Source organism: Protofrankia sp. CiP3 (genome assembly GCF_917627345.1).
GTDB lineage: Bacteria > Actinomycetota > Actinomycetes > Frankiales > Frankiaceae > Protofrankia.
Genome location: NZ_CAKJTM010000034.1, coordinates 21,004 through 40,037, shown reverse-complemented (window position 1 = coordinate 40,037; position 19,034 = coordinate 21,004). Strand labels below are relative to the sequence as shown.

General features: G+C 66.2%; 15 protein-coding genes. 4 read left to right on the top strand and 11 right to left on the bottom strand.

All coding sequences use genetic code 11. The annotated features are described in order from the left end of the window. Positions 1-43 precede the first annotated feature (43 nt). From MJ797_RS13800 to arc, 3 genes are all read right to left on the bottom strand, one after another. Positions 44-262 carry a ubiquitin-like protein Pup gene (locus MJ797_RS13800; RefSeq protein WP_239334796.1) on the bottom strand — a complete coding sequence of 73 codons (219 nt, stop codon included), beginning with the start codon at positions 260-262 and terminating at the stop codon, positions 44-46. A gap of 282 nt (positions 263-544) precedes the next feature. Then, entirely contained in the window at positions 545-2,062 is a 1,518-nt protein-coding gene (gene dop, locus MJ797_RS13795; protein ID WP_374582167.1) for a depupylase/deamidase Dop, read from the bottom strand. Between the two features lie 403 nt (positions 2,063-2,465). Beyond that, on the bottom strand, positions 2,466-4,271 hold the full coding sequence (gene arc / locus MJ797_RS13790) for a proteasome ATPase (protein WP_239311194.1): 1,806 nt from the start codon (positions 4,269-4,271) through the stop codon (positions 2,466-2,468). Positions 4,272-4,391: 120 nt separating this feature from the next. Here arc and MJ797_RS13785 point away from each other — a divergent pair, with 120 nt between their 5' ends. Continuing rightward, a complete protein-coding gene (locus tag MJ797_RS13785; RefSeq protein ID WP_239334793.1) occupies positions 4,392-4,721 on the top strand; it encodes a ferredoxin in 330 nt (109 codons plus the stop codon). A gap of 62 nt (positions 4,722-4,783) precedes the next feature. Here MJ797_RS13785 and MJ797_RS13780 read toward each other — a convergent pair whose 3' ends face one another. Then, positions 4,784-5,722 carry a tRNA (adenine-N1)-methyltransferase gene (locus tag MJ797_RS13780; RefSeq protein WP_239334791.1) on the bottom strand — a complete coding sequence of 313 codons (939 nt, stop codon included), beginning with the start codon at positions 5,720-5,722 and terminating at the stop codon, positions 4,784-4,786. Beyond that, a complete protein-coding gene (locus MJ797_RS13775; RefSeq protein WP_239334789.1) occupies positions 5,719-6,912 on the bottom strand; it encodes a site-2 protease family protein in 1,194 nt (397 codons plus the stop codon). The genes MJ797_RS13780 and MJ797_RS13775 overlap by 4 nt, the downstream gene beginning before the upstream one ends. A 383-nt stretch (positions 6,913-7,295) precedes the next feature. Here MJ797_RS13775 and MJ797_RS13770 point away from each other — a divergent pair, with 383 nt between their 5' ends. From MJ797_RS13770 to MJ797_RS13760, 3 genes are all read left to right on the top strand, one after another. Beyond that, positions 7,296-8,111: a RecB family exonuclease gene (locus MJ797_RS13770; protein ID WP_374582164.1), complete on the top strand. Its 816-nt coding sequence runs from the start codon at positions 7,296-7,298 to the stop codon at positions 8,109-8,111. Positions 8,112-8,369: 258 nt separating this feature from the next. Continuing rightward, on the top strand, positions 8,370-9,323 hold the full coding sequence (locus tag MJ797_RS13765; RefSeq protein WP_239334787.1) for an ABC transporter ATP-binding protein: 954 nt from the start codon (positions 8,370-8,372) through the stop codon (positions 9,321-9,323). A 3-nt stretch (positions 9,324-9,326) separates the two neighbouring features. Then, positions 9,327-11,867 (top strand): ABC transporter permease, encoded by a 2,541-nt coding sequence (locus MJ797_RS13760; RefSeq protein ID WP_239334785.1) that lies wholly within the window; start codon positions 9,327-9,329, stop codon positions 11,865-11,867. Between the two features lie 97 nt (positions 11,868-11,964). Here MJ797_RS13760 and MJ797_RS13755 read toward each other — a convergent pair whose 3' ends face one another. The 6 genes from MJ797_RS13755 to MJ797_RS13730 all read right to left on the bottom strand — a co-directional run bounded on the left by MJ797_RS13755 (position 11,965) and on the right by MJ797_RS13730 (position 19,031). Continuing rightward, positions 11,965-12,417 carry a ThiF family adenylyltransferase gene (locus MJ797_RS13755; protein ID WP_239334783.1) on the bottom strand — a complete coding sequence of 151 codons (453 nt, stop codon included), beginning with the start codon at positions 12,415-12,417 and terminating at the stop codon, positions 11,965-11,967. Between the two features lie 165 nt (positions 12,418-12,582). Further along, the gene (locus MJ797_RS13750) at positions 12,583-13,083 is read right to left on the bottom strand and encodes a GNAT family N-acetyltransferase (RefSeq protein WP_239334781.1); all 501 of its coding nucleotides are present in this window, start codon (positions 13,081-13,083) and stop codon (positions 12,583-12,585) included. Between the two features lie 5 nt (positions 13,084-13,088). Next, positions 13,089-14,744 carry a 2OG-Fe dioxygenase family protein gene (locus MJ797_RS13745; RefSeq protein WP_239334779.1) on the bottom strand — a complete coding sequence of 552 codons (1,656 nt, stop codon included), beginning with the start codon at positions 14,742-14,744 and terminating at the stop codon, positions 13,089-13,091. Positions 14,745-15,176: 432 nt separating this feature from the next. Continuing rightward, a complete protein-coding gene (locus MJ797_RS13740; protein WP_239334777.1) occupies positions 15,177-17,177 on the bottom strand; it encodes a PAS domain-containing protein in 2,001 nt (666 codons plus the stop codon). Positions 17,178-17,309: 132 nt separating this feature from the next. Further along, entirely contained in the window at positions 17,310-18,305 is a 996-nt protein-coding gene (locus MJ797_RS13735) for a DUF5995 family protein (protein WP_239334775.1), read from the bottom strand. Positions 18,306-18,320: 15 nt separating this feature from the next. After that, positions 18,321-19,031 (bottom strand): HAD family phosphatase, encoded by a 711-nt coding sequence (locus MJ797_RS13730; protein WP_239334773.1) that lies wholly within the window; start codon positions 19,029-19,031, stop codon positions 18,321-18,323. Positions 19,032-19,034 lie beyond the last annotated feature (3 nt).

Genomic DNA, 19,034 nt, shown 5'->3' with positions numbered 1-19,034 from the left:
CGACCGGGCGGCGCGAGCCGGACAGCCCTGTTGCCGGAGCCTCTTACTCCCCCCCTTTTTGTACGTAGCCCTTCACGAATTCCTCGGCGTTCTCCTCGAGTACGTCGTCGATCTCGTCGAGCAGGGAATCGACGTCCTCGGACAGCTTCTCGTGCCTTTCCTTGAGGTCGCTGGCGCTGGACTCCTCGACCTCGACCTCGTCGCTCTGGTCCGCCCTGCGCCCCGAGCGCTGCTGGCCGCCGCCGGTGTCCTTGGTAGGCATGAGACCTCCTTCGATCGTGATGAAGCGACACTATCCCCGGGCTCCGCCATCCTGAACCGCTCGCGGGCGCCGCCGTCAACCTCGCCATGGCGGCAGCGACGTCGAGGACTTCACGGGGCCACGTCGAGCACCACTTCATCACGATCCGGCCCGCACGTCGCGACGTCCGCCCACGGCGCAATACGCCGCTGGCCACCTCCCACGCCACCGTGCGGAGGCGCAATCTCCCTTGTCAGGATATGACCGGTTGCCGATGCCCCCGCGGGGCCACGAGGCCGTGGGTCAGCCCTTGGCGAGCGCGTCCACGAGGTCCAGCGCGGTCGGGCAGCGGGCCAGCAGCTCGCCCACGTGCGCCCGGGTTCCGCGCAGCGGCTCCAGGGTGGGTACCCGTTGCAGGGAGTCACGCCCGACATCGAAAATGACCGAGTCCCAGGACGCGGCGGCGACCTGCTGCGGATACAGCGCCAGGCAGCGGCCGCGGAAGAACGCCCGGGTGTCGTGCGGGGGCTCGGTCATGGCACGGACGATCTCGTCCTCGTCAAGGAGCAGGTCGACCCGCCCGCGGGCGGCCAGGCGGTTGTAGAGGCCCTTGTCGGGCCGGACGTCGGAGTACTGCAGGTCGACCAGCTGCAGGCGCGGAGCGTCCCAGCCGACACCGTCACGGGCCCGGTAGCCTTCCAGGATGGCGAGCTTGGCGACCCAGTCCAGCTCCCGGGAGCAGCTCATCGGGTCGTCCTCAAGACGGACCAGGACTGATTCCCAGCGTGCCAGCACGTCCGCGGTCTGGGCGTCCAGGTCGGTGCCGAAGCGGTCCTCGACGTACTTGCGGGCCTGTTCCAGGTACTCCATCTGCAGCTGGACGGCGGTCATCTTCCGGCCGTCCCCGAGGGTCAGCAGGTGGCGCAGGGACGGGTCGTGGGAGACCGCCCGCAGGCCGGCCACGGGGTTGTCGACGGTCAGGTCGACATCCAGCCAGGAGCTTTCGATCATCGCGAGGACAAGCGAGGTAGTTCCGATCTTGAGGTAGGTCGAGATCTCGCTCATGTTCGCGTCGCCGATGATCACATGGAGCCGGCGGTACTTCTCCGGGTCCGCATGCGGCTCGTCCCGGGTGTTGATGATCGGACGCTTCAGGGTTGTCTCCAGGCCGACCTCGACCTCGAAGAAATCGGCCCGCTGGCTCAGCTGGAAACCGGCCTCCCGGCCGTCCACGCCGATGCCGACCCGGCCGGCGCCACACACGACCTGCCTGGAAACGAAGAAGGGCACGAGGTGGCGGACGATGCTGGCGAACGGTGTGGAGCGGGCCATGAGGTAGTTCTCATGGCAGCCGTAGGAGACGCCCTTGTTGTCCGTGTTGTTCTTGTACAGGTGCACCGGCATCGTGCCCGGGACGGACAGCGCCCGCCGGGCGGCCTCGGCCATGACCCGCTCCCCGGCCTTGTCCCACAGCACCGCGTCGCGCGGGTTCGTCACCTCGGGGGTGGAGTACTCGGGGTGGGCGTGGTCGACGTAGAGGCGCGCGCCGTTGGTGAGGATGACGTTGGCGAGCCCCAGGTCGTCCTCGTTGGCGGGAGCCGACGGATCGACCGCGGGTTCGCGGGGAAGCTCGAAGCCGCGTGCGTCGCGCAGCGGTGACTCCTCCTCGAAGTCCCACCGGGCCCGGCTCGTGCCGGTTGCCTGTCGGCTGGCGTAGGAGTTGACCACCAACGACGAGGCAAGCATCTGGTTGGTGGTTGGCTGACCGGGCACCGACACGCCGTACTCGGTCTCGGCTCCCATGATCCGGCGAACGCTCACACTCTCAGCGTAGGTGTTTTGCGGCCGTACCGAGACCTGGATTCGATGGCTGACTGTGCGTGACGGTCTGGCGGATCTCCGGAAACAGGCCGAGCGGCATGCTGCCAACGACATACGAGCCGTTGACAGTCCTGCCCCGGGCATATAAGCGATCAAGGGCGGACGCAAAAATCATGGTCTGCGCGATGCGATGCGATGCGATGCGGCTGAGGGCTGCGGCTGACGAGGGACCGTTGAGCGGCTTCGGCACAGGGGAAATAGATCAACGAGCGGGGCTGGGGGCGCGTCACGAGACGGAGGCAGCGGGGAACACCGGTGGTGGGCAGGACGGGAGGTCCCGTCCTGCCCACCACCGGCACAGCGCCCTGTCACCCGGCGTCCGGGCTTCCACCGCGAAAATCGGTTACAGATACTGGCCCGTGTTGGCGATCGTGTCGATGGACCGGCCGGCTTCGGTGCCCTTGGTGCCGGTGATGAGCGTGCGGATGTAGACGATCCGCTCGCCCTTCTTGCCGGAGATACGCGCCCAGTCGTCCGGGTTGGTCGTGTTGGGCAGGTCCTCGTTCTCCTTGAACTCGTCGATGCAGGCGTTGAGCAGGTGCTGCATGCGCAGCCCCTTCACGCCTCCCTCGATGAGCTGTTTGACGGCCATCTTCTTGGCGCGGGCGACGATGTTTTCGATCATCGCGCCGGAGTTGAAGTCCTTGAAGTACAGGACCTCCTTGTCGCCGTTGGCGTAGGTGACCTCGAGGAAGCGGTTCTCCTCCGTCTCGGCGTACATCCGTTCGACAACCCGCTGGATCATCCCCTGGCAGGTCGCCTCCCGGCTGTCACCGTGCTCGGTGAGATCCTCCGGATGCAACGGGAGATCCGGCGTCACATACTTGGCGAAGATGTCCTTGGCCGCTTCGGCGTCCGGGCGTTCGACCTTGATCTTCACGTCCAGCCGCCCCGGCCGCAGGATCGCCGGATCGATCATGTCCTCGCGGTTGGAAGCGCCGATCACGATCACGTTCTCCAGCTGCTCGACGCCGTCGATCTCACTGAGCAGCTGCGGAACGATCGTGTTCTCGACATCCGAGGACACTCCTGAGCCGCGGGTCCGGAAGATCGAGTCCATCTCGTCGAAGAACACGATCACGGGCATGCCCTCGGACGCCTTCTCGCGCGCCCGCTGGAACACGAGCCGGATCTGCCGTTCGGTCTCGCCCACGTACTTGTTCAGCAGTTCCGGGCCCTTGATGTTCAGGAAGAACGCCCGTCCGCTGCCCTGGCCGGTCTGTGCCTCGACCTTCTTCGCGAGCGAGTTCGCCACCGCCTTGGCGATGAGCGTCTTGCCGCAGCCGGGCGGGCCATACAGCAGGACGCCCTTCGGCGGCTTCAGCTTGTGTTCAAGGAAGAGATCCTTGTAGAGGAACGGCAGCTCGACGGCGTCACGGATTGACTCGATCTGGCCCTTGAGGCCGCCGATCTGTTCGTAGCCAATATCCGGGACCTCCTCGAGAACCAGCTCCTCCACTTCGGACTTGGGGATGCGCTCGAAGGCGTACCCTGACCGGGTCTCGACCAGCAGTGAGTCACCGGCCCGCAGCCGTCCGTCCAGCAGTGGCTGGGCGAGCATGACCACGCGCTCCTCGTCGGTGTGGCCGATGACCAGAGCCCGATCGCCGCTCTCAAGAATCTCCTTGAGCAGGACGATCTCACCATGGCGTTCGAACGCCCGTGCGTCGACGACGTTGAGGGCCTCGTTGAGCATGACCTCCTGCCCAGGGCTCAGATCGACCACGCCAACGTTCGGCGACACCGTTACCCGCAACTTGCGGCCCTGGGTGAACACATCGACCGTGCCGTCGTCGTAGGACCCGATGAAGATCCCATAGCCGCTCGGCGGCTGGGCAAGCCGGTCGACTTCTTCCTTCAGCGCGATGATCTGGTCGCGAGCTTCGCGCAGCGTGGCCACGAGCTTGTCATTCTGCCCGCTGACACCGACGAGATCCGCCTGTGTCTCAGCCAATCGTTCCTCAAGAGCACGGACCTGCCGCGGGGATTCGTTGAGTCTCCGCCGCAGCATGGCCACCTCCTCCTCAAGGAAGGCGACCTGAGTTGTGAGCTCGTGCACTTCCTTCTCGTATGCCGACGCTCGTGAATCTCCATCACCTGGACGACCCGAGCTCCCACCGGAGCCAGAGCCCGAACGGGGACCGGACACCGCGCCTCCACCTCCCCCGTGCTGACCGGGACGCACCCAACACTACCGTTGTGACCGCCGCTGGCACGCCTGTCTGACGACTACGAGCCTGCTTTGCCGTAAACAGCGAGTTACGGTGCCATGGTGACAGAAGATCGGAGCTCTGTGGCAACGCCCAGGAATCTCACCGGACCAACAACAGCGCCGGCGTTGCGGGTGCGCATCGACCAGGACGCCTGTACCGGAGACGGACTCTGCGTCCAGTTCGCTCCGACCGTCTTCGAGTTCGATGTTGACGGGCTGGCGTACGTGAAGGGGCCGGACGGGCTGCTGCGCACGAAACCCGGTGAATCGGTACCGGTACCACTGCCACTGGTAGGCGATGTGGTCGCGGCAGCGGACGACTGCCCGGGCAGCTGCATCTACGTGCAGCGTCCCGACGGCACCCTCGAGGCCGGGCCGGGCAGCTGAACCGTCTGTTTCGCAACGCGCTGTCGCGCGACGCGCTCCCCGGCGGGGAGCCGTAGCGTGGATCAACTTACGACAGATTCTGCCCCCTGTCGGGAATCCGACAGCGCGGAACCGGGCGTTGGGGACGTCTGCTCGGTCACGTCGGGTCGTGCGCCCTTCGCCGGGCGCCGTCGCCGCGGTGGCGGGGTGACCCCGTCCGCGAGCCGCCGGGCTGTCACGAGGAAGCCGGTGTGCCCGACCATCCGGTGGTCCGGGCGTACGGCCAGCCCATCCACATGCCAGGTGCGCATCATCGATTCCCACGCCGCCGGTTCGGCGAACGTGCCGTACTCGCGCAGTGCCTCGACCACCCGCGCGAGCTGGGTGGTGGTGGCCACATAGACGCAGACGACCCCGCCCGGCACCAGCGCGGCGCTGACCGCGTCCAGCACCTCCCACGGGGCCAGCATGTCCAGCACCGCCCGGTCCATGTCGCGCTCGGTCGCCTCGGCCAGATCCCCCACCCGCAGCGTGTGGGCGGGATGCGGCCCGCCGAAGAAGGCCTCGATGTTCTTCTGGGCGATCTCGGCGAAGTCGGGCCGCCGTTCGTAGGAGACCAGCTGCCCGGTATCGCCGACCGCCCGCAGCAACGAGCATGACAACGCGCCCGAGCCCACCCCGGCCTCCAGCACCCGCGCGCCCGGGAAGAGGTCGGCGTACGCCACGATCTGCGCGGCGTCCTTGGGGTAGACCACGGCGGCGCCGCGCGGCATCGACAGGACGAAGTCGGTCAGCAGCGGACGCAGCGCCAGGTACGGTGTCCCGCCTGTGCTCGTCACGACCACGCCGTCGTCCCGGCCGATCAGGTCGTCGTGCTCGATGGCGCCGGAGTGGGTGTGGAACTGGCGGCCGGGCTCGAGCAGGACGGTGTGGCGCCGCCCCTTGGGGTCGGTCAGCTGCACCCGGTCGCCCTTGGTGAATGCGCCGCGGCGGTGCGCCGCGCCGGTCGGCGGCCGGTTCACGAGCGGACCGCCGACCGGGCAGCGCTCGCTGGGTCGATGCGAGCGACCAGATCGACCATGGCGAGGACGCCGACCGGGCGGCCGCCCTGCGTCACCAGGTATTCGGACGCCGGTGTGCCGCGCACAGCTGCCAACAGATCCTCGCCTTCCAGCTCAGCGTCGAGCACCATGCCGGGCTCAAGCGTCCGGCTCACCTCGTCCACGGTCATCCACGGCCGGCGATGCTCGGGCAGGGCGTCCACGGCCGACCCGTTCATGACCTTGAGCGGTGTCCCGTCGGAGCCGACGACGGCCACCGCGCTCGCGCCGAGCTCACGCGCCCGCCGCAGTGCCTCGGCGAGCGGCACGGCACCCTCCACCGGCAGCGTGCGACGCGCGAGCCGGCCGGCGGATACTCCGGGCAGGCGCATGTGGATCTGAGCCTGCCGCAACAGCTGATACGCCCCAACCGCGATGAACGCGCTCACGCCGAGCAGGTAGACACCGCCGAAGTCGCTACCGGGGGCGAACAGGCCCCACAGCGCCAGCAGGACGGCGACCAGGAAACCGCCGTAGGCGCCGACCCGGATGCCTTGGAGCTTGTTCTTGGTGGCGCCCCAGACGGCGGCCACGACCAGCCGGCCTCCGTCCAGGGGCAGGCCGGGCGCGAGGTTCAGCACGCAGAGAGCAAGATTCGTCACGGTAAGGTCAAGGATGACGACACCGGGCTGCGTACCGCTGTCCACCACCGTCAGCAGAGCGAAACCCACACCCGCGAGCAGACCGTTGGTGGCCGGACCCGCACCGGCCACCAGGAATTCACGGACCGGTGTCTGCGGCTCCGGCGATATCTCGGTGAACCCGGCGAATCCGTGCACGGTCACCGCCCGGACGCCGAGACCGAACCCCAGCGCCATGAGGCAATGGCCGAGCTCATGGATGACCAGGGAGGCGACGAATCCGGTCGCGGTGATAGCGGCCAACAGATACAGGCGGCTGTCGGCGACATCCGGCAATCGGTCCCGATTGGGACCGATCAGCAGCCAGCAGATGATGACGGCGAACACGAGCGCCAACGGAGACAGGTACACCGGTACGCCGCGGACCCGCCCGATGAGCAGACCGGGTGCGTGACGGGGCTGGTCACCACCGCTGCCGCTGCCTGCGGCAGGGGGGGTGACACGGTGGATCCGGTCCGGCTGATCGGCCATGTGTGCGATGCTACGGCCTCCCCCGGATAGCGGCTCCGCCGCGATCCGGGGACCCCGGGCTTGATGGTGGGTCGTTGTTCGGGGGGCGCGTCATCGCCGTTGGCGATGGCGCTTGATCGGGTTGGTGGTGGGTGGGGGCTCCGCCGCGATCCGGGGACCCCGGGCTTTATGGTGGGCCGTTGTCCGGGGGCGCCGGCTGAGCGGGCTGCCGCCCCAGACGGCGGCTGGATTGTCGGAGCGGCGGCTTATGGTCCACAGCCATGAAGCCTTCTACGGCGGCTGCCGGCACATCCGGTGGGCAGACTCCGTCTCCATATGATCATTCCTCGCCGGATCAGGTTCGCGTCGTCGGTTCGCTTTCGCCCTCGCGGGCGGGTGACTTCATGAGCTGCCCGCTGCGTTACCGGTTTCGCGTGATCGACCGGCTGCCCGAGCCCCCGAGCTCGGCCGCGGTGCGCGGAACGGTCGTCCATTCCGTGCTGGAGCGGCTGTTCGATCATCCTCCGGCCGGTCGCACGATCGCCACGGCCGAGGCGCTGCTGGAGCCGGCCTGGCGTGATCTGGTCACTCGGGAACCAGAACTCGGCGGTTTGTTCGCCGACGACGCCGAGCGGGCGGTGTGGATGGATTCGGCCCGGGTGCTGCTGGCCGGGTACTTCAGCCTGGAGGATCCGGCCCGCCTGGCGCCGGCCGCCCGGGAGCTCTACATCGAGCACGTGCTCGATTCCGGAGTACGCCTGCACGGATATATCGACCGGCTTGACGAGGCGACGACCCCGGACGGGGTGGCGCTACGGGTCATCGACTACAAGACCGGGCGCGCGCCGGGGCAGGCGTTTGAGGGCTCGGCGTTGTTCCAGCTGAAGTTCTACGCCTACCTGGTCTGGCGGATCCGCGGTGTGGTCCCTCGTGAACTGCGGCTTTACTACCTGGCGGACCGTACCTGGCTGCGGGTCGCCCCCGATGAGGCGGACCTGCGGGCGACCGAACGGAAGATAGGCGCGCTGTGGTCGGCGATCAGCCGGGCACGCCACACGGGTGACTGGCGGGCAACCCCGAGCAAGCTGTGCGACTGGTGCGATCACAAGGCCCGGTGCCCGGCGTTCGGTGGCACGCCACCGCCGCTGCCCGTATCCGATGGCGAGGGCGGCGCGGGTGCCCATGAACCCGCGCCGACGGTGTGTGAGGCAGCTGGCTGACAGTGGGGGGACAACGACGCGCGGCGGGGATTCACTGAAGTCCGCGGCAGGCGAATCTTCGGTTCTTCTGCCGTCTGGCGGCAATGCGGATCCGCCTCTGCCGGGGCAACGGTGAAGCGGCTGACGGGACGGGCGGGCGTGGATGGGACAGTACCGGGGACGGCGGTATCGCGGTGGTATTGATGATCCGCCGGACAGGATCTTGCGCATAATCGGCCAAAGGTGGCGTCACCGTGGCTTTCGAAGGGAGCTTTTTTCATGAGCCGAGCGGGCCGGGCTTCCGGCACTGATCCTTCCGCTCCTTCCGCCAGGCCGGTGGCCTCCTCGAATCCGGCCCACGGCGGGCTCGGTACGGGAATGGAGGCGGTTCCCGCGGCGCGGGCCGCCGGGCTGGTCAAGATCTATGGATCCGGGCAGACCGCGGTCACCGCGCTGCGGGACATCGATGTCTCTTTTCCCCGCGGGCGATTCACCGCGATCATGGGGCCGTCCGGGTCGGGGAAATCGACTCTGATGCACTGCCTGGCAGGCCTTGACACCGTGACCCGAGGCCAGGTCTTCGTCGGTGATGTGGATCTGTCCCGGTTGTCGGACAAGCAGCTCACCCACCTTCGCCGTGACCGCATCGGCTTTGTGTTCCAGCAGTTCAACCTGCTGCCGACGCTGACCGCCGCGGAGAACATCACGCTTCCCCTCGACATCGCCGGACGCAGGCCCGACCAGGCGTGGATGCGGCAGGTGATCGATGCGATCGGCCTCGCGCCACGTCTGGGACATCGCCCGTCCGAGCTTTCCGGCGGCCAGCAGCAGCGGGTCGCGTGCGCCCGCGCGCTGGTCACCCGGCCGGATATCATCTTCGCGGATGAGCCCACCGGCAATCTGGACTCCAGGTCCGGCGCTGAGGTGCTGTCGTTCCTCCAGCATTCCGTGCGTGATCTCAAGCAGACCGTCGTGATGGTCACCCACGATCCCACCGCGGCTTCCTTCGCCGACGAGGTTGTCTTCCTCGCCGACGGAAAACTCGTCGGCTCGATGCCGGACCCGACCGCCGAAAGCGTTCTTGACCGGATGAAACACCTCGACCAGCTCCAGCAGAAGGCCGATACGGGGGAGGATGGCCGGGCGGACCAGGCCGCGGGGCAGGCCTGGCCGGATGAGGAACCGGCGGCCCTGGACGGAAGTGCCGGCCACGGACCAGCGGGCAGGGCCTGAACAATGTTGCGTACCACCCTCAAGATCCTGCTGGCCCGCAAGCTCCGATTGGTGTTGTCCGCCCTTGCGGTCGTGGCCGGGGTCAGTTTCGTCACCGGCACGCTGGTGCTCACCGACACCCTCAACCACACCTTCGACACGCTGTTCGCCAACGTCACCAAGAACATCAGCGTGTCGGTTCGGACGATCAACGCAGTGGACGGTGATTCCGCTGGGAACAGCCCCAACCGGCCTGTTCCCGGCTCCCTGCTGGAAGTGATCAAAGGCGTGCCGGGTGTCCGGGCGGCCATCGGCGATGTTGATGGAACAGCCGTGTTCGTCAACCCCCGCACCGGCAAGGTCCGTGACACCGGCGGCGCGCCTGGGATCGGCACCAGCTGGGATGGTGGCACGCCGCTGTCCGCGGTCGACATCGCCTCGGGCCGGGAGCCGCACGGCCAGGAGATCGTCGTGGACAAGGGCAGCGCGGACAAGGCAGGGCTGGTGATCGGCGACCAGGTGACGGTGCTGACCAAGGGCACGCCCGCCGTCTACACCCTGGTCGGGACGTTTCGGGTGTCCGGGCAGGACAGCGTCGGCGGTGCTACGGTGATCGCCTTCGACACCCCAACCGCGCAGCGCGTGCTGCTGGCTCCGGACGAGTTCACCTCGATCAGAGTCGCCGCCGTCGCCGGGCTGTCCCAGACCGAGCTTCGCGATCGGATCGCCAGGGTCCTGCCCGCGGGCGTCGAGGCGATCACGGGCAAACAGCTCGCCGATGAGAACGCGAACGCGGTACAAAAAGCCGTCGGCGGTTTCTCCACGTTTTTGCTGGTGTTCGCGGGAATCTCGGTTTTCGTGGGTGCCTTCATCATTTTCAACACCTTCACGATGCTGGTGGCCCAACGGGTCCGGGAGCTTGCGTTGCTGCGGGCGCTGGGCGCAAACCGGCGCCAGGTACGGCTTTCAGTCCAGTTTGAGGCGGGCGTCGTCGGGTTCGTCGGCGCGACTGCCGGGCTGCTGCTCGGTGCGGTGCTGGCCCTTCTGCTGCGCGTGGCGATCGCGGCGTTCGGGGTGTCACTACCCAGCGGAGGGCTGGTCTTCCGGCCCCGAACAGTGATCGTCGCCTATGCTGTCGGAATTGTCGTCACGGCGGTCGCCGCCTTCATTCCCGCGCGCAAAGCCGCGTCGGTCCCGCCGGTGGCCGCGATGCGCGAGACCTTCGTCCTGCCCACGCGTTCCCTGCGTATCCGTGGCATGGCTGGGTGCGCCCTGAGCGGGATCGGCGCGCTTCTTCTCGTATACGGGCTGACCGCTGTCACCGGGAAGTCCGGGGCCGCGGTGGTCGGCATCGGTGCCGGATTGTGCTTCCTCGGTATCGCCACCCTCTCCCCGCTGCTTGCCAGGCCCATCACCAGGTTCATCGGCGCTCCCCTCCCCCTTGTGTTCGGTGCCACCGGCCGCCTCGGCCGCGAGAACGCGATGCGTAACCCGCGCCGCAGCGCCTCGACGGCATCCGCGCTGATGATCGGCCTTGCGCTGGTCAGCGCTTTCTCGGTACTCGGCGCATCTATCAAGTATTCAGTCAAGGAAACGGTCAGTAACAGCCTCGGTGCGGACTTCTACCTGGCTGGTTCGGGCTTCGGTCAGGGGTTCAGCCCCGAGATAGCCCGTTCCCTGCGGGGCAGGCCGGGTATCGACCTGGTCACGGGGCTGCGGTCGGACATCGCTGAAATCAAGGGGAAGAAGACGACGCTCCTGGCGGGTGACCCGGTCGCCCTGCCGCAGCTGCTCGCGTTGCACCAGGTGAACGGGGATCTCGCCAAGCTTGGCAACGGGACCATCATCATGGATAGTGACACCGTGACGGCTGACGGGTTCGCCGTCGGTCAGCAGGTTCCGGTGCTTTTCCCGGATGGCCCGACCACGCTCACCCTCGCCGGGACGTACAAGAAAAGCCAGGTAGCTGGCAAGTACCTCGTCTCCCTGAGTGAGTTCAGCCGACACTACAATTCCGACCTCGACATGTTCGTCATGGTCAGGATTGCTTCGGACGCGAAAATCGACCAGGTGCGGAATGAAATCAGCTCCGTTACTCGGTCGTATCCCAACGTGCAGGTGCGTGACCAGTCCGAGTTCGTCCGGCAGCAGGAGAAGCAGGTCGACCAGTTGCTGGGCTTCGTCTACGTCCTGCTGGCGCTAGCCGTCGTGATAGCGCTGTTCGGGATCGTCAACACGTTGGCTCTCTCCGTCATCGAACGGACCCGGGAGATCGGGCTGTTGCGCGCCGTCGGCATGAGCAGACGCCAGCTACGCAGGATGGTACGGCTCGAGGCGGTGGTGATCGCCGTGTTCGGAGCGGTGCTCGGGGTCGCCGTCGGTAGTTTCTTTGGCTGGGCGTTGACCCTTGCTCTCAAGGATCAGGGTATCAACGCGTTCGCCTACCCGCTGGGGACGATCGTCACCGTCGTGATCATAGGCGGTCTACTCGGCGTCCTCGCGGCCATCTTCCCAGCCCGCCGGGCCGCGAAGATGGACATCCTGCGGGCAATCGCGACCACTTAGCGCGCCCGAGGATGGGACTGTCCGGCTGTGTCATCGCGCCACTGGGGCGGCGCGATGACACAGACAGGATCCCACGGGTTGCCCGAAATTCATGACGTCATAGGGCAGCCTGCGTCCAGGAGGCTTCTATACTGACCTGTCGCCGGACGAAATAGTCCAAGGCATCGCAGACGACGTCGACACCGTCGAGGAACTCGTCGACCGTCTTCTTGGAAATGCCCTCGAGCTTCCGGATCCGTAATTCCGGGTTGATGGACAGGAGACGTTCCTCAAGCACGTCCGCCTTACGTGCTCCCACCGTGTGCACGGTGGCGCCGAACTGGCGGCTGAAATTCTCCGGGCCGAAAGTGTCGAAATCGGCGATGTGCACCCCGCCGACCCCCATGCGTACCAGTGTCTCGGCATGGGTATAACCGACACCGCCGCAGCCCGGTACCGCGATTGTCTTCGTGGCCAGGGTCTTCAGTTCGGTCTCGTCGATGATTCCCAGCATCCGGCTGAACAGGACGTCACGCGCATAGGGGTTCGCCGTGGCGGTCGGATCGGTCATGATCTCGGCCTTATCATCAGTTGAAGTCAGGTGAAGGCTGCGGACAGTTGTGTTCGAGACATGCTTGTCGAGGTCGCCGCGTGGAGTGTCGTTGTCTGACGTGCTGGGTGCCGCACCGAGTCCTCGGCGCCGTATGCACGGATCAACGGGTATCCGCAAGGCAGCTCAGGACGTCCTGTTGCCTGCCCACAGTGGGGCCACGGGCTTGGTTTTGTTGCTTGCCAGTGGCGAGGCCGTGGGCTTGGTGAGGTCCAGGACGAAGTGGAGGCCGACGTTTTCGAAGCCAGCACGATGCCCGAATTTCTGCCCTCTTTCGTTGGCGATGAAGGAGTCGAAACAGGCCGTTTCGCAGTTCTCGTCGCGGGCCCGCTGCAGGAGGTGGTCGAGCAGCGCTCTGCCGACCCCCAGCGAACGTCGTGATTTGTGCGTCACGAAGTGGTCAAGGTACATGTAACGCCCGCACCAGAAGCGAGTCTGTATCCAGTAGCCCCCGAGCGCGGTCGGCACACCGTCAACGAGCACCACTGTGCAGTGCCACCCGGCGGAGGAAATAGTGCTGAAGCGCTTACGTAGGACCGCCTCGGACACCATCGGGTAGAGTTCGACGAGAAATTCGATGACCAGGTCCTCGTCATCGTGTGCCAGATCCTGGAATTTTATCTCCATATTTGTCATCCCGTCAGTGGAATTTTGCCGTCTTCCATGTGGGTAAAAATTGCTATCAGGACATCCCGATGCCCTTCGGTTGGCGGCGAGATGTTGTTGATAGGCGTAACGGCGTGCAGGGTCGTTTTGTCGTTGTTGAATAAAAATCTGCCCGCTTCGTCGAGCTCTAGCTCCAGGAGCTTTCTGTGGTCGCTGTCGTGGTAAAGGACACTGACACCTCCCACTACCTGGTGGCGTTCGACCATAACCGTCAGGACGTAGTCGACACCGTCATGGTGGGCGCCTTCTGGCGTTGGCTTACCGATGAGTCCGGGGCCGCAGATGATCCGGTTCTGGAAGACCTGGGCGAACCAGGCCGGGTGGCCTGTCAATGCCTGCAGCTCGCCGCAGGCCCAGCAGAGCGCTGTACGAAGCACCGGGCTGCTGGCTGTTACGGCTTTCATGGGCGCGAAAAGCCGTTCAATCCCGCCGTTAAGATAGTTCGTCGTCGTGGTCTGTGTGTAGGCGCGGCGCGGCAGCAGCTCGACGGTGCCGCTGACCGGAACGACGTGGAACTCGGCGTATCGACGCTGCCGGTAGCGGCCGTGGTCGGCCATGTAGCGGTCGAAGGGCAGGTCGTTCCAGGACCGTGCGAAGGAGTCCCAGGGTGACCCCGGCGTGGCGGTGACCCCGAGCTCGGCGGCGATACTGCCGTGTGCGTAACCGACCGTACCCAGCTCCCGGGTGACAGAGCGGACCGGTCCCATTATTGTGGCCTCACGGATACATACGCCGAGACAGATCTCCCGAAGGACCGCCGGTGACGTGCCGGCGAGCGCTAGAAGCACGTTCTCAAGCCATTCTTTCCCATGGTCCGCGTCGACATTGATGTGTAGGCGCTGGTATTCGATGGCCGCATCCGGCACCCCGGCCCGAGCACAGCCGCGGACCATGGCCTCGAAGCGCGGCGACGCGCTCTGTTCCAGCACTCCCATCGCGCCCAGGCCACGCGGGATGAGATGGCGGTGGATGCCATAGGACATCAGCAGGCAGGCGTTCTCGTAGATTTCGGCGCACTCCAGATCATCGATGCCGGCGCCGTGGGCGGCAAGCAGGCTCGACATGTAGGCGCTGGAAGAGGCGAACAGGCGTGTGTGGACCTGGCTCGGATCGCCACGCCCCATCTCGTCCCAGTAGTTCTCCGCGATGGTCATCTTTGCCGCGCCTGAAAGACCTACCTGAGCCAAGGCGACCAGATCGTCGAATCTGCCGTCGACCAGTTCCTCGGCCGCTACGAAAAGCGCGATCTCGGGCAGGCTGGCCTCATGCTCGAGGTAGCGGCAGAAGTCGGGCTGCTCGTGGTTCCTGGCGGTGGTGAGAAACCACTCCTGGAACTCGTCGACCGAGCGGGGTAACCTCGCCAGGTCCACCCGCGACTCACGCGACGTGTGCCAGGCCCGTTCGATCTCCCGAATCTGTGGATCGGTGTTGAGGCACGGGACGCGCTCGAAGTCCTGCGCGCCAGCGAGGTAAGCCGTGTAGTAGGCATGCAGATGCCGCAGTATGTCCAGTCGGCTGGCCGGATCACCGTCACCAGCTGTTGGGAATGCACGTTCGATGACATCGGGCCGGGCTAGCGGCGCGGTCAGGACGTGCCGGGGCGATGCTGAGCCAATTAGCATAAAAAATGTCATTCCGATCCGCGTTGATCGAGCATAGAGACAGACACGATTCACCTCCTTGGCGCGGCGCGCCGGATGATGCGCACCTGTTCGACGCTCTTCCTTTGCTGCTCTTCCTTTGCTGAGGTAGTGGACACAGGCCTACTACGTCCCTGTCCTGCCTATCCATAGTGGAAGAAAATCGTCTCAGACGCATCAGAAACCCGTGACCAGCGGCATCACCACCAGCCCGCTGGCAGGTAACTGTGTCAGCGGGCTGGTGGGGCATGGGTTTCCCGGTGGCTGTCGACCGTATCCCACGGCGGGAACACGGGCGTGGGCATGCCGGGGTGACCGGTTGGCGGCACGGATGTGACTACCGGGGCCCTTAGCTTAAAAATCAGTATAAGAATATTTCTTATATAAGAAAAAGTGTGCGAATAAAAAATCGCGTTACGACTCGGACGCCTGCCACGCGAGGGGTACCTGCCAGGTCAGCGTGCTTCCGGTGCCGTTGTTCCCTGGCCCGAACTCCATCCGGCCACCGAGGCCAAGCGCCCGTTGGCACAGGTTCGCGAGACCGCCGGTGCGGGCCGCCCTGCCCGGTCCGCGTCCGTCGTCGTGGACCTCGACCAGGACGTCATCGCTGCTGACGCTCACCCGGACGGCGATGTGGTCGGCCTGCGCATGGCGGGCGATGTTGGCGAGTGCCTCGCGCAGCGCGGCCAGCAGATGCTGATGTATCGGCCTGGGCACGCCGTCATCGATCGGTCCCTCCAGACGGACGATGGGCGTCAGGCCCAGGTAGGCCTCCGCCTGTGTGACGATCCGCTGAACTTCGGCCCGCAGGTCACCGATGTGTGTGCTCAGCGGACTCAGCGCGAAGATGGTACGGCGGATCTCGTCGATCGTTTGATCCAGTTCCTCGACCGCCCCGCTCAGGCGCACGCCCGGTTCACCCGCGACAGCCCTCCCGACCGCCTGGAGCTGCAGCCCGGTCGCGAACAGCCGTTGGATGACGACATCGTGCAGATCTCGGGCGATACGGTGCCGGTCCTCGTAAACCGCGAGTCTCTCCCGATCGTTTTGAGCGCGGGACAACTCGACGGCCAGCGCGAGCATATTCGCCGCGGCCTGGACGAAGTGCACTTCGTCCAGCATGAACCGCCGTGGCGTGGTGCTGTGGACGGCCAGCACCCCGAACGCGCGCCCGACCGGGCCGATACGCGCCCCGACGGTGGCGCGGCAGCCGTCCATCCACGGCCACTGCCCGTCTTCGCTGTTCCCGCGGGTGGTGGGATCCGACTTGTCGATCAGCAATGGCTGATCCCCGCTGAGGATCTGGCCCAGCAGCGATGTCGGGGCAGCTGGCAATGAGCCGAGGGATCGCGCGCCCGCCGGCCGGCCGACGGATACCCGGGCGGTCATCCTGGCTTCGCCGTCCGTGGCCTCCTCAGTTTCGAGGAGGTCGCACAGCGCGGCATCAAGGGTCGACGTGACCAGTTCGCCGGCTTTGACGAGCAAGGCCGGCAGACCGAGACCGGACAGCGCGTGCTGGCCCAGCAGAGCCAGACCCGCCTGGTGGCGCTCAGCCCTGCGCAGGTCGCTGACGTCCGAGAAGATGACTGCCAGCGCGATCTTCTCCTGATAGGAGAACGGGATCACTGACAGCCGCAGTGACCGGCCTGTTCCAGCACCGTGGATCAGGTCGAAGTCACCGAGCTGAGGCATGCCGGTTTGCAGCGCGACCGCAACCATCCCCCAGTCGCCCCCCAGCGTCTGCCCCTTGTTGTCGCTCGGCCGCAGGAGGTCAACGAGCTGCTGGAGCGGGTCGCCGCAATCCTGCGGGACACCAAGAAGCTGGTTGACCACCAGGGAGCTGCGCGCTATCCGCAGGGTATGGTCGTAGATGATCACCCCTACCGGCACCCCGTCGAGCCGGAGATTCTGGGAGACCAGCTCCAGCATGGCATTGTGCTCACCGATCGCCACCGAGCCGGCTCGAGTGCCGGTGGTGTCTATGATTGTCCCGACGTTGCCGATCACTTCACCGTCGGGGCCGCGCTGAACGCTGGCCCGTATCTGCACCCACCGGTAGCTTCCGTCCCGGGTGCGGTACCGGGTCTCATGATGGCAGTGATCGGCTCCGCCCTCGACCACCGCCATGAACAGCGCGATGGTGTGCTCCACTTCGTCTGGATGGACGTACTCCAGGAAACCGGTGCCGAGGCTGGCATCGACCTCGAACCCGGTCAGCGTCGTCCAGGCCTGGTTGAGGTAGGTCCAGTGGCCCTGCGCGTCGGTCCGGAACACAACCTCACTCAAGGTGTCCAACAGCGGAGGAGCCGTGGCCTGTTCGGTGGTGTGGCCCTGACCGATCGCGGCTCCGCCACGGTCACCTATGCCACCCGCGTCCGCGGAGTGATTCGATCCAGGCTGATTTAAGACAGACACTGCGCAACACCGTCCCCCATGTCATACGGACCTCTACACGGATTCTCCGACATCCGCGCAACTGCGTGTCCCACCCCCGTGCACCAGGCGTCGCAACCAGCCAGGCAGCGCAACCAGCCCAGACCGGCGGGGTCAGCCGTGATGGACAGCGCAGTAGGAATCGCGGCTGGTGCTGCTGGTCAGGGGCGGATGGTACGCGTAGGTCGCCTTGACGGTGGCGGCTGTCGTCGCCGCCGTGGCCTCGATCTGATTGGCCACGGCTGCCCAGTCCTGCGGAGTCTGCGCTCTGACGAGCCGCTCGGCGTTCGTCCACGCGGACTCTCGCCATGTCTCCAGAATCTGCATGAGCGCCGTCCAGCTGATCCCGAGCGGAGTGGACAGATCGTTGGTCGACGGGTCGAAGCGGGCCGCCAGTTCGTCCAGCAGCGGTTCCACGACCTGGTTGAGGAAGACGTTGACCTTGTCATGATCCGGTTTGCGGCTCGCGCCATCCGGCGTGACCAGGCCCAGCGCGGCCAGTACATATGGCAGGTCGCGGTTGACATGGGCGTTCATGCCAAGAAGAAGGTCGCCGGCACCGGACACGGCGGAGGTGTCAGCGGCATCGAAGGCGATGCGCCACGCGCGTGGCACCTGTGCGGTGTCGCCGCGGGCCCAGGCGTCGTAGGCATCGAAGTACTCCCCCGCGAACATTGTGTCCTCGGTGGTCACATAGGCGACGTCGGCGAAGAATCCGGGCTGGGCCGCGGCTCGCCGGTATTCCTCGGTCGTACGCAGATAGGCGAGTGAGAAGACGGCGCTGTGGGCGCATCCGGCGGCCAACGGCGCGAATCGATTAATCATATTACTTATTGTGGTGTCGACGCAGCTGAGGCTGCCATCCGCGCAGGCGGTCGGGTGCGGCGATGTGTAGGGGATCGGAAGCGCTGGCAGCAGTGCCGGCGTGTTGACAAGAATCGGTGCGGAACCGCTTATGTCCACCGGCCCCACTGTCGAGGCCGCGGCGGGCCGGGCGGCTGGCACTATGGTCGCGACCAGGGCGACCGGGAGCAGCCCGATCGTGCATATCGCGAGGGCGAGCGCGCGGAAACCGGCCGCTATATCCGTTAAGCGAGGTAAGGATGGCATGGATCAAGTATAGGATTATTTGTCCGTAAAAAGTCGTGATTTTCCAGCTGGTGGCGCGACCAGCCCGCCGAGCAGGCCCATGGTGACTTCGTGCAGACTCGACAGCACGGTCGAGCGGGCGGTGACCGCTGATGGCGCGAGCGGGAACGACGGGACGAGAACGGTCGCGCAGCCCGCGTCGATGCCGGCGCGGGCACCGGCCTCGCTGTCCTCGAGGACCACACAGCGGTGTGCTGCCACCCCCAGCAGCCCGGCTGCCCTCAGGTACGGCTCGGGATGCGGCTTGCGCAGGCTCACCTCGTCCCCGGCGACCGTCACCGCGAACCGGTCGAGGCCGATCACGGCGAGGACGGGATCCATCAGCACGCGGAACGACGACGACACCAGCGCGGTCGGGATCCCCGCGCCAGCCAGCGTGTCCAGCAGCGCGATGGAACCCGGCATCGGGACGATCCGGTCGGGCTCGCCCAGCAGTTCGGCGGTCCGCTCGATCAGGAAGCGGGCGGCCGCGTGTGGGTCGGCGTCGGGTACCCCGAGCATCGACAGCATCAGCGGCAGGGCGGTGTCGACGCCGTGCCCGATCATCGCGGCCTTGATCTCGGGAGTGAACCGGGCGCCGAGGCGTTCCGCCAGCTCGTGCTCGGCCACCGTCCACAGTGGCTCGGTGTCGACCAGCAGGCCGTCCATGTCGAACAGGACGGCCGCGACAGCATCGTCAACGCTCATCTG

Excerpts from the sequence above, each read along its gene's own strand:
- MJ797_RS13800 (WP_239334796.1), bottom strand. The coding sequence starts at position 262 with ATGCCTACCAAGGACACCGGCGGCGGCCAGCAGCGCTCGGGGCGCAGG.
- MJ797_RS13785 (WP_239334793.1), top strand. The coding sequence starts at position 4,392 with ATGGTGACAGAAGATCGGAGCTCTGTGGCAACGCCCAGGAATCTCACC.
- MJ797_RS13775 (WP_239334789.1), bottom strand. The coding sequence starts at position 6,912 with ATGGCCGATCAGCCGGACCGGATCCACCGTGTCACCCCCCCTGCCGCA.
- MJ797_RS13770 (WP_374582164.1), top strand. The coding sequence starts at position 7,296 with ATGAGCTGCCCGCTGCGTTACCGGTTTCGCGTGATCGACCGGCTGCCC.
- MJ797_RS13765 (WP_239334787.1), top strand. The coding sequence starts at position 8,370 with ATGAGCCGAGCGGGCCGGGCTTCCGGCACTGATCCTTCCGCTCCTTCC.
- MJ797_RS13760 (WP_239334785.1), top strand. The coding sequence starts at position 9,327 with ATGTTGCGTACCACCCTCAAGATCCTGCTGGCCCGCAAGCTCCGATTG.
- MJ797_RS13755 (WP_239334783.1), bottom strand. The coding sequence starts at position 12,417 with ATGACCGATCCGACCGCCACGGCGAACCCCTATGCGCGTGACGTCCTG.
- MJ797_RS13750 (WP_239334781.1), bottom strand. The coding sequence starts at position 13,083 with ATGGAGATAAAATTCCAGGATCTGGCACACGATGACGAGGACCTGGTC.
- MJ797_RS13745 (WP_239334779.1), bottom strand. The coding sequence starts at position 14,744 with ATGCTAATTGGCTCAGCATCGCCCCGGCACGTCCTGACCGCGCCGCTA.
- MJ797_RS13735 (WP_239334775.1), bottom strand. The coding sequence starts at position 18,305 with ATGCCATCCTTACCTCGCTTAACGGATATAGCGGCCGGTTTCCGCGCG.
- MJ797_RS13730 (WP_239334773.1), bottom strand. The coding sequence starts at position 19,031 with ATGAGCGTTGACGATGCTGTCGCGGCCGTCCTGTTCGACATGGACGGC.